At 74.1% G+C, this 13,662-nt stretch carries 5 protein-coding genes; all 5 read right to left on the minus strand.

What is annotated here, in order from left to right; genetic code table 11:
• A partial coding sequence (locus tag BZL64_RS40660) for an SDR family oxidoreductase (RefSeq protein WP_208639514.1) occupies positions 1–5,181 on the minus strand: 5,181 nt, incomplete at its 3' end.
• Positions 5,182–5,244: 63 nt separating this feature from the next.
• Positions 5,245–7,890, minus strand: coding sequence for a type I polyketide synthase (locus BZL64_RS25315; protein ID WP_086771504.1), 2,646 nt, complete (start codon positions 7,888–7,890; stop codon positions 5,245–5,247).
• Positions 7,891–7,914: 24 nt separating this feature from the next.
• A complete protein-coding gene (locus BZL64_RS25320; RefSeq protein ID WP_086771505.1) occupies positions 7,915–9,048 on the minus strand; it encodes an adenine nucleotide alpha hydrolase family protein in 1,134 nt (377 codons plus the stop codon).
• A gap of 65 nt (positions 9,049–9,113) precedes the next feature.
• Positions 9,114–12,578, minus strand: coding sequence for an amino acid adenylation domain-containing protein (locus tag BZL64_RS25325; protein ID WP_086771506.1), 3,465 nt, complete (start codon positions 12,576–12,578; stop codon positions 9,114–9,116).
• On the minus strand, positions 12,575–13,662 hold a 1,088-nt coding region (locus tag BZL64_RS25330; protein ID WP_143663310.1), incomplete at its 5' end, for a methyltransferase. The genes BZL64_RS25330 and BZL64_RS25325, both read right to left, overlap by 4 nt.

The following is a 13,662-nucleotide window of genomic DNA, read 5'->3' on the forward strand; positions in this document are numbered from 1 at the left end:
GAGTGGCGGCCGGGCGGGCCCGGCCGCCACTCCGGCGAGCCAGTTGGCGGCCAGGTGGGCGGCCAGCTCGCGCAGGGTCGGCTGCTCGAAGAAGTCGCCGAGCGGTACGGCGACCCCGAACTCCTCGTCCACGGCGGCGACGATCTTCATGCCGCTGAGTGAGTCGAAGCCGTAGTCGGCCAGCGGACGGCCGGGGTCGATGTGCTCGTCCAGCTTGAGCACCCGCTCGACGAGGTCGCGCAGACGCTCGGTGAGGGTGTCGGTGGAGGTGGTCGCGCCCGAGGACACGGGGGCGGAGGCGGCGGCCGTGGCGGAGGCGGCGGCCGGGCCTGCCGTGGGTGCGGATGTGTTCAGCAGGACACCGTCGCTCTCCGCCACCAGGACGGTCTGGCCGAGCGCCGGGTCACCGGCGCCCAGCGCGTGGACCGTGGTGTACCCCTCCTCGTGCAGCAGCCGGGTCCAGCCCTTCGGGGAGGCGAGCGGGGAGTCGGGCATGCGCAGGTGGCCGTCCTCGAAGGCCCACCAGCCCTCCAGGACACCGCCGCCGATGGTCAGCAGCGGCCGTACGGAGGTCAGTTCGTTGAGGATCAGCCAGCCGCCGGGCCGCAGCAGCGCCTTGGCCTTGCGCAGGGTGGCCCGCAAATCGCTGGTGGCGTGCACGACGTTGGTGGCGACGACGAGGTCGGCGCAGGCCGGCTCGAACCCCTGCTCCGCCAGGCCGCGTTCGAGGTTGAGCACCTGGAAGCGGGCGAAGTCGTAGCGTTCGGCGAAGCGTTCCCGGCCGTGTTCCAGGAAGCGGGGCGAGATGTCCGTGAAGGTGTATCCGACGCGTCCCGCGTGCTCGGCCAGCGCGGGCAGCACCCGTTCGCTGGTGGCGCCGGTGCCGGCGCCGAGTTCCACGACCTCGACCGTGCGGCCCGTCGGCAGCTGCGGCAGGCGCAGGTCCAGGAAGTGGCGGACCGTGTCGCGGACCAGGAGGTTGAAGGAGTCGGTGAGGGGGTTGCCCCGGTAGAAGTTCTGCACCAGCTTCATCGAGGAGCCGGGAAACATGATCTCGGTGGCGCCCACCTCGCCGCGCAGGATGCGCGGGTACGCCTGGAGGAACAGGCGGTTGAGGGTGACCGTCGGCTCGATGTCCGGGTAGGCCGCCGCGATGCGGTCGAACTCCGCCTGCCAGCGGCCCGAGTGCTCGTCCGCGTCGACGCCGTCGACCGCCGGGGTGGTGCTGACCAGGTCGCCGTCGCGGGTCAGGAGACCGGCGTCGGCCAGGATGTTGAGCAGTGCCTCGTGCAGCCGCCGGAAGCGGTCCAGGATGCCGAGGCGGCCACGCAGTTCCTCGGCGCCGTGCCGTTCGCCGGAGCGCCGGAACGCTCCCATGCGCTGGTAGACGCCGAGCAGCATGGGTGCGGAGACCGCCTCCAGCTCCTCGTATCCGGTGAGGACGCGGCGGGCGGCCGGGGCGGCGGCGGTTCCGGTGCCGAGGTGTCCGGCCGCGGCGGGCAGGGCGGCCGGGTGGCCGTCGCCGAGGACTTCGCCGTCCAGGGCCGGGTCGTGGCCCATGGCCTCCAGGGCCCGGCGCCCGGCGCGGATCGGCATGACCTGCGCCAGCCCGCTGCCGAGGATGCGGTGGACGGCGGCGATGCCCGCTGCGGGACTGAAGCTCTGGATACCGAGCCCGGCGAAGATGTCGGCGAGTCCCGGCTGAGCGCCGGAGCCGACCATGCCCCAGTAGCCCTGGTTGACGACGGTCACCGGAAACGGCAGCCGGTCGCGCAGGAACAGCGCGTAGGCGTCCTCCGTGGCGGAGGCGCAGATGTAGGCGCCGTTGCCGGCGAAGCTGCCGAAGGAGCCGGCGGAGGAGAAATAGACCAGGAAGTCGAGGTCCTGTCCGTCGAGGGCGGCGGCGAGCGCGGCGGCGCCCTCGGTCTTGACGCGGGTCGCGGCGGTGAAGGTCTCCTCGTCGAGATCGGCGAGGACGTGGTCGTCGAACACCATCGCGGCGTGTACGACCCCGTGCAGGGCGCCGAAGCGGCGGTGTGCCTCGGCGACGGCGGAGGCGAGGTCGGCGGTGGCGCAGGCGTCGCCGCGGACGTGGGCGACGTCGCCGCCGAGGGCGCGGATCTCCTCGGCGGCGGCGCGCTGTCCGGGGCCGAGGCCGGCCCGGCTGAACCACACCAGCCGGGCCCTGTGGCGCTCGGCGAGGTGGCGGCTGAGTTCCTGGGCGATGCCGCCGGTGCCGCCGACGAGCAGATAGACGCCGTCGTCCCGGAAGACGGGGCCGGGCGCGGGCAGGGTGACGCGGCCCAGGCGGCGGACGTAGCGGGCCCCGCCTCGCAGGGCGACGGTGCGGCCGGTGGTATCGGCGGGCGCGGCCAGGATCGCGTCGGCCAGGGCGGTGGCGGCGTCCTCGCCCGTGAGATCGGCCGAGGCGAAGTCGAGGGCCCCGACGCGGAGTTCGGGGCGCTCCTTGGCCACCACCTGGAGCAGGCCGTGCATGCCCGCGGCGAAGGGGTTGGCGGCGGTGCCGCCCGCCACCGGGTGGACGTCGCTGGTGACCACGACGACGCGGGCGGCTCCGGTCGAGCGGACCAGGCGGAACAGGGAGAGGGAGCCGGTGCGCAGCTGCTCGGCGGCCCGGTCGGCGCCCAGTCCCTCGGCGATGCCGGTGCCTACGCCGCCGAGGTGGAGTACCAGGTCGGCGCCGTCGGCCCGCTCCAGCCAGGCGGACGGGGGAAGTTCGTCGATGCGGACCGGCTCCAGACGGCCGGCGGGGAGGCGGGCCGAGATCGTCTCGGCGAGCCAGGCGGAACCCTCGGTCACCAGGGCGACGACGCGGCCCACGTGCGGGGCCGGTCCGGGACCGGGTGTCTCCTCGCGTACCCACAGGGGCCGGTAGAAGTCCGGGAGCCGTTCCGCGGCGGCGTCGTCGGACCCGGCCGGCCGCGCGGGGGCGGTACGGGCCGACGGCTCGGGGATCCAGTAGCGCCTGCGGGCGAAGGGGTAGGTCGGCAGCCCGGTGCGGCGGGCTGCGGCGGGGGTGACACGGGACCAGTCGACGTCGGCGCCGGCCAGCCAGTGCTCGGCCACCGCCTCGAGGTCCCGCCGGGCCAGGGCCGTCTCCAGGGCGTCGGCCTGGGTGCCGGTGGGAACGACGCGGGCCCGGGTGGCCCGGCCGGTGCGGATCCGGGCGTCGGCCGTGCCCTCGGCGTAGGTCTCCAGCAGCGCGGTGGCCCCGGCCACCGAGTCGACGGCCAGGGCCAGCCGGAACTCGTGGGGGGTACGTCCGGACTGGAGCGTGTGGGCGATGTCGGCGAGGCGGAGGGGCGGTTCGGCCGGGCGGGTGACTCCCCGGGCACCGGAACCGGCGCCGGACCGTGTGCCGGCCGCGCCGAACGCAGCCGGGGCTCCCGAGGCGGTGCCGGCCGGTTCGTCGGCGCCCGCGGTCCCGGTGATCGCCTGCGCCATCGCGCCCAGCGTCCGTGCCGTGGTCACCGCCTTGGGGAGGGTGCCGTCGAGCTCCGCCGTCAGCGACGCCTCGAAGCGGGCGCGTTCGGGAACGCCGAAGCCGCAGTCGGCGAGGTCGGTGCCGAGGTCGAGGTGCTCGGGGGCCACGCCGACGGTCTCGGCGGCCAGGCGCAGGCACAGCCGCTGGGCGTCGCCCAGGGCGTCCGGGCCGGGGCCCGCCGGATCCGCACCGGTGGTGCCGCGCAGGAACGCGGCGAGGTCGGCGGCGTACGCGCGCAGCCGGTCCTCGCTCTTGGCGGACAGGACGAGGAGCTGGTCGGTGTCCGGCGCGACGGGCTCGGCCGGTGGTGTGCGGTACTCCTCCACCACCAGGCAGGCGTTGGCGCCGCCCCCGCCGAAGGAGCTCACGACCGCGCGCAGCGGCAGGTCGGCGTCGTCCCCCGCTGGCACCCAGGGCCGCAGGGTCTGCTGCACCTCGAAGGGCGTGGTGGGGAAGTCGATGCCGGGGTTGCGCAGGGCGGAGTGCAGGGAGGGCACCAGCGTGCGGTGGCGCAGCTGGAGCAGCACCTTGGTCAGTCCCGCGACACCGGCCGCCGACTCCAGGTGGCCGATGTTGGACTTCACCGACCCGACGGCGACCGTCGGCCGCCCGGCCTGTTCCGCCGGTTCGACGCGCCCGCCGAAGGCCTCCACGAGGCCGGCGATCTCGATGGGGTCGCCGAGCGGGGTGCCGGTGCCGTGGGCCTCCACGTAGCCGACGGTGGCCGGATCGGTCTGGGCCCGGTGCAGTGCGGCGCGGATCACGTCGGCCTGCGCGGCCGCACTCGGCACGGTGTAACCGCCGGTCTTGCCGCCCGCGTTGATGGCGGAGCCGCGGATCACGCCGAGAATGCGGTCGCCGTCGGCGACCGCGTCCTTGAGCGGCCTCAGCAGGACGGCGCCCACGCCCTCGCCGTCGACGAACCCGTCGGCGTCCGCACCGAAGCTCCTGAGCCGGTCACCGCGCGAGATCATCCCGCGGTCGGCCAGCATGCGCAGGTGCATGGGGTGCAGGATCAGGTTGACGCCGCCGGCGATCGCGGTGTGGCACTCCCCCGACCTGATGCTCTCGCAGGCCAGGTGGATCGCGGTGAGCGAGGCCGAGCAGGCGGTGTCGACGGCGAGGCTCGGGCCGGTGAAGTCGAAGGTGTACGAGACCCGATTGGCGATCGACCAGTGGTTGGAGTGCGCGTCGGTGCGGACGCCGAGGGCGTTGGCCTCGCCGCCCATCCACTCGTAGTTGTTGTTCATGACGCCGGCGAAGACGCCGACCGGGCCCCGGGCGGCCAGCTCGGCGGCCGGGTGGCCGGCATCGTCCAGGACGGCTGCGGCGGTCTGAAGGAAGAGCCGCTCCTGCGGGTCCATCGCCTCGGCGTCGGCCGGCGATATCTGGAAGAAGAGCGGGTCGAACTTGTCGACGTCGTCGATGAATCCGGCCCACTTGCTGTAGCTGCCGCGCACGCCCGCCGGGTCGTGGTGGGCGTCGGCGTCCCAGCGGTCGGCGGGCACCTCGCGGATGCAGTGCCGGCCCGCGGCCAGGTTGTCCCACAGCTCGGCGGGCGTCTCGGCCAGCGGGTAGCGGCCGGCGACACCCACGATCGCCACGCCGTCGCTCGCCGGGGCCGGGGCGGAGGCCCGTGCCAGCAGGCTCAGCAGCAGCTTTCGCTTGTCGTCCACAGTTGCTCTCTCTCGCAGGTCTTCGGTCGGCCACCGTGGCCGGGGCGTCGCCGCCGGGAGGGTTCAGGCCTGGCCGGTGTGACGGGCGGCCGCACGCTGGGCTCGCCGGGAGGTGCGCGGCGCCGGGTCGGTGCCGTCGCCGCCCGGGGCCGTGCCGGGGGCGAGGCCCATCAGCTCGGCGAGGTTGTCCACGAAGGACCTGATGGTGGGGAACTCGACGAAGGAGGCGGCCGGGACCTCGAAGCCCAGTTGCTCGCCGAGCCTGGCGACGACCTCGATGAGGACCAGGGAGTCCAGGCCGAGGTCGAAGAGGTTGGTGTCGAGGGCGGCGAGGTGCCGGCCGCCGAGGACCCTGCCGATCGACTCGGTGACGTGGTCCCGGATCAGTTCGACGTTGTGCTGCGGGTCGTCCGGGTCGAAGCGGGCGATCAGCCGGTCCCCGTCCGGTGCCGTCCCGGTCCGGGCGCCGTGGTCGCCGGACTCCACCCAGTGCCGCCGTCGCTCGAAGCGGTGGGTGGGCAGGGGAACCCGGCGGATGTCCCGGCCGGTGTGCACGGCCGCGAAGTCGAGGTCGGCGCCGAGCACCCACTGGTCGGCGGCGAGGGTGAGCAGGTGGGCGAGGCCGCCGGGTTCGCCGTCCGGTCGGGTGAGGCGGACCGCGTGCCGGCCGGTGCCGTCCAGCAGCGCGTCCAGGGGAGCCGTCGCGTCGGCCGGGCCGGTCCATACGGCGGGGTCACGGCCCTCGTCCTCGGTCATCCAGCGGCCGGTGCTCGGAGATACGACGGGCAGCCGGGGCGGGGCGACGCGGTGGGGAGCGGTGCCGCCGGCCAGGGCCAGGGCGTCGGCGAGCGGCAGGGCCCCGGCGAGGGCGGCGGCCGTGGCGAGGCCGCTGCCGGTGGCGGCCAGGCCGGCCGGTGCGACGCCCCAGGCCGTGAGGGCGGTGGCGAGGGCGTACTCGTGGCAGCAGGCGGCGACGGCGCCGTCCTCGGCGAGGAGGACCTCGGCCTCGCCGGGGCGCCCGAGGGCGGCGGCGCAGGCGTCCGCGGCGTCCCGGTACGCGGGCGCCGCCGCGTACAGCTCGGCCGCGTCTGCCGGGTCTGCGCCGGTGCCGGCCAGGACGAGCACGGGGGCGCTCGGTTCACGTCCGCTCGGGCCACGGCGGATGCGCTCCCCGTCACCGATGGCGAGCGCCATGGCCGCGGAGCGGGTGCCGTCGGCGACCAGGGCCAGCCGGTGGGCGTGGGCGCGGCGGCCGAGGCCGAGGGTCTGGGCCACGGCGGCCGGGGCGAGGCCGGGGTGGGCTCGCAGATGGCGGGCCAGGGCGGCGGCGGCCTGGTCGAGGGCGTCCTCGGAGCGGGCGGAGAGGACCAGCAGCTCCGGCCGGCTCTCGTGCGGGGCCTGACCGCGGGCCGGTCCCTCCTGGAGGATCACGTGGGCGTTCGTGCCGCCGATGCCGAAGGAGCTGACGCCGGCGCGCAGCGGGCCCGTCTCGCTCTTCCACTCGGTCTTCTCGGTGTTGACGAAGAACGGGCCGGCGGCGAAGTCGATGTCGGGGTTCGGCTCGGTGAAGTGCAGGCTGGGGACCAGGGTGCGGTGCTCCAGCATCAGCGCGGTCTTGATCAGGCCCGCCACGCCGGCGGCCGTGTCCAGGTGTCCGATGTTGGTCTTCACCGAGCCGAGCGCGCAGTACCCGGTACGGTCGGTGCCTTCGCGGAAGGCCTCGGTGAGCGCGGCTACTTCGATGGGGTCGCCCAGCGGGGTGCCGGTGCCGTGCGCCTCGACGTAGCCGATGGTCTCGGGGTCGACGTCGGCGACGTCCTGGGCGTCGGCGATGACCGCGGCCTGCCCGGAGATGCTGGGCGCGGTGTAGCCGGTCTTGGCGGAGCCGTCGTTGTTGACGGCGGAGCCCTTGACGACGGCGTGGATCCAGTCGCCGTCGGAGAGGGCCTCCTTCAGCCGCTTGAGGACGACCGCTCCGGCGCCGCTGCCGATCACGGTGCCGCGGGCCTCGGCGTCGAAGGCGCGACAGTGGCCGTCGGGCGAGAAGATCATGCCTTCCTGGTACTGGTAGCCCTGGCCCGGCGGGTTGAGGTGGACGGCGCCGACCAGGGCCATGTCGCACTCGCCGCCGAGCAGGGCGAGGCAGGCGGTGTGCACGGCGACCAGCGAGGTGGAGCAGGCGGTGTTGATGTTGATGCTGGGGCCGGTCAGGTTGAGCTTGTACGACACGCGGGTGGCGAGGAAGTCCTTGTCGTTGGCGAGCATCAACCGGTAGTGGTCCACGGAGGACGCGGCCCGGTAGCGCTCGCCCAGGTTGTGCAGCAGGTAGGTGTTCATGCCGGCGCCGGCGTAGACGCCGATGTGGGCGTCGGTGCGCTCGGGGTCGTAGCCGGCCCGCTCCAGGGCCTCCAGGGCGCACTCCAGGAAGACCCGGTGCTGCGGGTCGAGGATCTCGGCCTCGTCCGGGGTGAACTGGAACAGCCCGGAGTCGAACAGGTCGGTGCCGGGGATGGTCTGCGCGGCCTTCACATAGCGCGGGTCGGCCAGCCGGGCGGCGGGTACGCCGGCGGCGACGAGTTCCGCGTCGGTGTAGCGGGTCAGCGTCTCGCGGCCTTCGCTGAGGACGTCCCAGAAGCGGTCGACGGAGTCGGCGCCCGGGAAGCGGCAGGCCATGCCGATGATGGCGACGTCGGAGTCGGAAAGCGTCATGGTGCTGGTTCTCCTGCTCGGGTGTCAGCTCAGCCGTATGCCGAGGTCGGCGGCGACGGATCGCATGTCGAGGAAGCTGCGGGCGACGAAGCGGGCGGCGTCCTCGGAGGCGTCCATGCGCTGGAAGATGTCGACGAGGCTGCGCTCGTGCTCGTCGCGGTCGCCCTCCCCCGCCGCGATCTCCTTGACGACCTTGCCGAGCCGGTCCTCCACGTCGGCGAGATCGAGCGAGCGCGGGAACTTGATGCTGAACGTGTTGCGGTCGTAGGAGGCGTTGCGCTTGACGGACCGCACGTGGCTTGCCGCGTTGAGCTTGTAGAACATGCAGTCGAAGTTCGAGAACGAGTAGTAGTTCAGGAGCGGGAAGAGCGTGCAGTGGGTCTCCAGCGGCGAGGACTCGTACAGACCCTTGGCGCGCAGTTCCTCGACGATGCGGTCGGGGTCGTACTCGTGCCGCATGGCGATGAACGGAAAGACGATCTTCGGCAGGTTCTCGTCGTCGTCGAAGAGGAGCTCCTCCAGCTGCCCGGCGAAGAGGGTGTCGGTGAGCCGCTCGCCGAACGTCTTGTAGAAGCCGCGCACGATCTCCCGGACGTTGGACTCCATGGTGAGGATCTGCTGCGGGTCGGCGCACAGCGCGATGTAGGGGATCTTCTGCCGGTAGGCCATGACGATCGCGCGCAGCACGAAGAAGGTGCGGCAGGAGACGCAGGGCAGCTTCTCGTCGAGGTACGCGCCGGGCTTCTTCGGCGCGGGCCGGTTGAACACCTCGCGCATCATCAGCTTGATGTTGTCGTCGTCGGCGTCGAGGACGAACGTCGCCGGGATCTTCTCCCGGGCGAGCGCGATGTTCTTGGCGGCGTGCACACTCTCGAAGGGCACGTCGAAGGTGAAGGCCAGTACCCGCTTGCCGTACTCGTTGACGAACTTGTCCAGCATGTACGTGCTGTCCTTGCCGCCGCTGTACATGAACAGGCAGTCGTACTCGCCGGCGGCGGGCGGCGCCTGCTGGAACTCGGTGAACACCTCGCTGGTGTAGCGGTAGTTGACGAGCAGGTCATCGGCGAAGTCGAGGTTGCACAGATTGCACACCCCTTGGTCGTCGAGCACCACTCCCGGATGGCCGGCCTTGAGTGAGCAGACCTGGCAGCTGGACACGGAACCCCCTGGCGGAACGGACGGATCGGGCTGTGCGGTGGGTGTGGCGACGTCTTGTCGGCCGGTCATGGGCGCCGCCCCCTGCGGTCACGGCGGCGGGCGAGCGCCGCCGTGTCCCGGGAGCGCCGCGGGCGGGACGCCGCGGGCTCGGCGGGGCGGCCGGCGTCGGCGACATGGGCGGCCATGGCCCGTACGGTCGGATGGCCGAACATGTCGAGGCGGGTGACCTGGAGGCCGAGCCGTTCACGCAGGGTCGCCACCACGGACGTCAGGCGCAGCGAATCGCCGCCGGCGTCGAAGAAGTTGTCCTCGGCACCGACCCGCTCCAGGCCGAGCGCCTCGCACCAGACCTCGGCGATGCGCCGCTCCAGGTCGGTGCGGACGGCCGCCGCGCCGCCGGCGACGCGGACGACGTCCGGCCTGGGCAGGGCCTTGCGGTCCACCTTGCCGTTCGGGGTGAGCGGCAGCCGGGGCAGGGGGACGAGGGCGGAGGGGACCATGTAGGCGGGCAGACGTTCGCCCAGGGCGGCGCGCAGCCCGGCGGTGTCCAGTGGGCCGGCCCGGCCGGCCAGATAGCCGGTCAGGCGGCGTTCGCCGGGCCGGTCCTCGCGGACGACGGCGACGGCGGCGGTGACACCGGGCAGTCGGCGCAGGGCGGACTCCACCTCACCGAGTTCGATCCGGTAGCCGTTGAGCTTGATCTGGCCGTCGATCCGTTCCAGGTACTCCAGGCGGCCGTCGGGCAGGTGGCGTACCAGGTCGCCGGTGCGGTAGGCGCGGCCGGTGCCGCCGCCGGGGGCGGTGACGAAGCGTTCGGCGGTCAGCTCGGGCCGGCCGAGGTAGCCGTCGGCGACACCGTCGCCGGACAGGTACAGCTCGCCGGGGATGCCGGGCGGGACCGGGACGCCGCGCTCGTCGAGGACGTGGCAGCGGGTGTTGCCGACGGGCCGGCCGATGGTGGCCGCCTCGCCGGGCAGCACCCGGTCCACGGTGGACCAGATGGTGGTCTCGGTCGGGCCGTACATGTTGTACAACGCACCGACCCTGGACGTGAGTTGCCCGGCCAGCTCGGGGGGCATCGGTTCGCCGCCGCACAGCGCCCGCAGCGCCGGATCGCCGCTCCAGCCGGCGGCGAGCAGCATCTGCCACGTGGTCGGGGTGGCCTGAAGGACGGTGGGCGCGGAGCGTTCCACGCGCTCGCGCAGGGCGACGCCGTCGGCGGCCTCGACGGCGGAGACGATCTCCACGGTGCCGCCCCGCACCAGCGGCAGATACAGCTCCAGGCCCGCGATGTCGAAGCACACCGTGGTCAGCGCGAGCAGTGAGTCCCGGCAGTCGAAGCCGGGCCTGCGGGCCATCGTCCACAGGAAGTTGACCAGTGCCCGGTGGCCGACCTGGACGCCCTTGGGCAGGCCGGTGGAGCCCGAGGTGTAGATCACGTAGGCGGGAGCGTCCGGGTCGGAGCGGTCGAGGGGGGCCGCCGGCGGCCCGGTCCTGAGCGCGGTGGACACCGGTACCGGGGTGACCGGGAACTCGGCCAGCGTGCCGCCGAGCGTCTCGTCGGTCACGACCAGCCGGGCGCCGGAGTCCTGGAGCATGTGGCCGATCCGGGCGGGCGGGTAGATCGGGTCGATCGGCACGTAGGCGGCGCCGGTGCGCAGGACGGCGAGCAGGCTGACCAGCAGTTCGGGCGAGCGCTCCAGCTGGACGCCGACGACCGTGCCGGGGCCCGCGCCGAGGCCGGCGAGGTGCCGGGCCAGCCGGTCGGCGGCCTCGTCGAGTTCGCCGTAGCTGAGGGCTCGGTCCTGGAAGCGGACGGCGGTGGCGTCCGGTGCGGCGCAGGCGATGTCGGTGACCAGCCGGGTCACGGTCTCCTGTCGCGGATACTCCTCGTCGGTGTCGTTCCACCGGCCGAGCAGCAGCTCCCGCTCCTCGGGAGCGAGCAGGTCGGCGGTGCCGAGCGGGCTCCGGGGGTCGGCGGCGAGGGCGTCGAGGAAGGCGGCGAAGTGCCCGGCGAGCCAGCGCTCGTGGTCCGCGGTCAGTCCGGCGCCCGCGTGGAAGCCGACGGCTCCTTCGGCGCCGATGCGGACGGTCAGCGGCCGGTCGCCCGGTTCGGCGCCGCCGGGCAGTACGACGGCGACGGGCAGCCCGGTGCGGGCGGCGCCGGTCAGGTCCGGGTGGCGCAGGGGCAGGTCACGCCGGTACGGCGTCCGGTCACGGAGTCCGTCCAGTGCGGTGCCGACCAGCTCGGTGAGGCCGGACAGGGGCAGGTCGAGCAGTCCTTCCGGGGCCTGCAGCGGCACGTCGGGCGCCAGGATGCGGGAGACGGCCGGGGAGGCCGCCCGCGGGACGGACACGGCGACGTGCCGCTCGTCGCCCCGGGTGAGCCGGGCAAGGAAGGCCAGGACGGCGGCAAGGGCCGGCCGCTCGGGCTCCGTTCCCCGCTCGCGCAGGGCCTCGGGCAGCGGGACCGGGCCCGCCGGGCGGGCCACCGGGTTCAGCGGGCCGAACCTCGGCGGGAACACCGGCCGCAGCGACCGCAGGGCGCGCAGCCAGCGGCGCTCCTGGCGGTGGCCGGCGCGGGCGGCCTCCGTGAGTTCGGCGACAGCCGCGTCGGGCAGGTGCGGGAAACGGCCCCCGAGTTCCCGGGCCAGGGCGAGGGGGGCGAGGCGTTCCCCGGACAGGGCGGCGAGGTCGGTGAGGCGGACGTCCCGGTCGCCGGTGGCCACGGTGAGGGCGTCGGGGCCGGCATCGACGACGGTACCGGGCTCGGCGGTGGAGGGCCGGTCGGTGACCTCCACGGCGCGGACGGCCAGCACATCGTCGCCGCGTGCGAGCAGCGCCGTACCGAAGTCGTTTCGGCGGCGCCCGAACGCGGTGGCCCGCACCAGTGCGTCCAGTTCGGCGGCGGGCTGGCGCCAGTCGAACACGCCGCCCCGGGGCAGGGCGTCGTAGCGGCCGTGGTACGTACGCAGGCCCAGGTCCTGCGGCGTCCGGGTGGCCGTGCCGCCGGCCAGTTCGTCGACGAGTTCGGCGAAGGACTCGACGCCCGCCTCGAAGCAGGCGACGTCGAGGTCGTGCACCGTGGCCGCCGGGTCGACGGGCACCGCGCGCCGCTTGAGCACGTCGCCCGTGTCGGCCTCCAGGTTCATCACGTGCCAGGTGACGCCGTGCTGCTTGTCGCCGTCGAGGATGGCCCAGCTGGTGGCGAACAGACCCGCGTGCCTGGGCAGCGGACCGTCGTGGAAGTTGACGGGCAGCCGGGTGGGCAGGGCGAGCACCTCCTCCGGGAGCATCCGGAGGTTGGCGATGCTGAACAGGTAGTCGAAGCGCAGCGGGGTCAGCCGCTCGGCGAGGTCCGCGCCGAACGGTACGGCGGGCAGCCCCTCCCCCTCGGCCCAGTCGAGCAGCTCGGCGGAGGGGGACACCACGGCGGCCACGGTGTGTCCGCGGGCCACGAGCAGCCTGGTGCACTCGACGAGGAGGGTCTCCTCGCCGATCACGACACAGCTGAACGGCTCGGCAGTCATCGTCCGTCTCCTTCGGACTCCCCGCGCTGGGAGAGCAGTTCGGCCAGCAGTTCGTCGACGGCGGCGTCGGACAGGCCCGCGACCAGGCGCTCGGCGCCGTCGGCCGTGGCGGGTTCGGGCGCCGCGGGGGTGGTGGGCCGGGCGGTGGTGACGGGAGCACCGGGGGTTTCGGGGCTGTGCGCCCGGGTGCCGAAGTGCCCGGCCAGCTGCCGGATGGTGATCCGCTCGAACAGCAGGGTCGCCGGCTGGGGGCCGTAGACCCCTTCCAGGGCGCGGGTCACCTCCAGGACGACCAGCGAGTCCACGCCGTAGTTCTCGAAGGTGAGGTCGGGGTCGAGCTGGTCGGGGGTCATCTCCAGGACGCGGGCGAAGACGTCCGTCACCTGGCGCAGGGTGTCGTCGGGGGAGGCCGGGGAGACGGAGGCGGCCGGAGCCACGGCGGTAGTCGGCTCAGGGGCCGCGACCGGGGTCCGCCGCGGCTCGCGCCGGGCCGCCGGAGCGTGCACCTCGCTGGGCACCACGCCGTCGCTGACGGCGGCGATGACGCTCTGGAAGGCCGGTCCGGCTTCCGTCGTCGGGGCGGCCGCGCTGATGTCGGTGAAGCCGCACGCGGCCAGCGCGTCGCGCCACTGACGCTCGCTCGCCAGCGGGGAGCGGAGCATGCGCTGGTCCGGGTCGGAGAACAGCCACCAGCCGGCCGTCAGGCCGAAGACGAGCGCCAGCTGGTGCCGCGCCCGGGTGCCTTCCACGAGCAGCAGGGCGCCGCCCCGCCGCAGCAGCCGCTTGGCCCGGGTCAGGGTGTCGGACAGCCGCCGGGTGGCGTGCAGGACGTTGGTGGCGAGCACCACGTCGAGGGCGCCGGGGGTCAGGCCCTGCCCGGCCGGGTCGGCCTCGATGTCCAGCACCTCGAAGCGGGCGAAGGGGTACTGCGCGCCGAAGCGGTTCCTGGCCTTGCGGACGAAGGCCGCGGAGACGTCGGTGAAGACGTACTCGATGCCGTCGCCGTAGGGGGCGAGGGCATCGAGCACCGCCGCCGTGGTGCCGCCCGTGCCGGCCCCGATCTCCAGGATCCGCACCGGTGCGG

Origin of the sequence: Streptomyces bobili (assembly GCF_002154575.1) — a bacterium.
Lineage (GTDB): Bacteria > Actinomycetota > Actinomycetes > Streptomycetales > Streptomycetaceae > Streptomyces > Streptomyces bobili.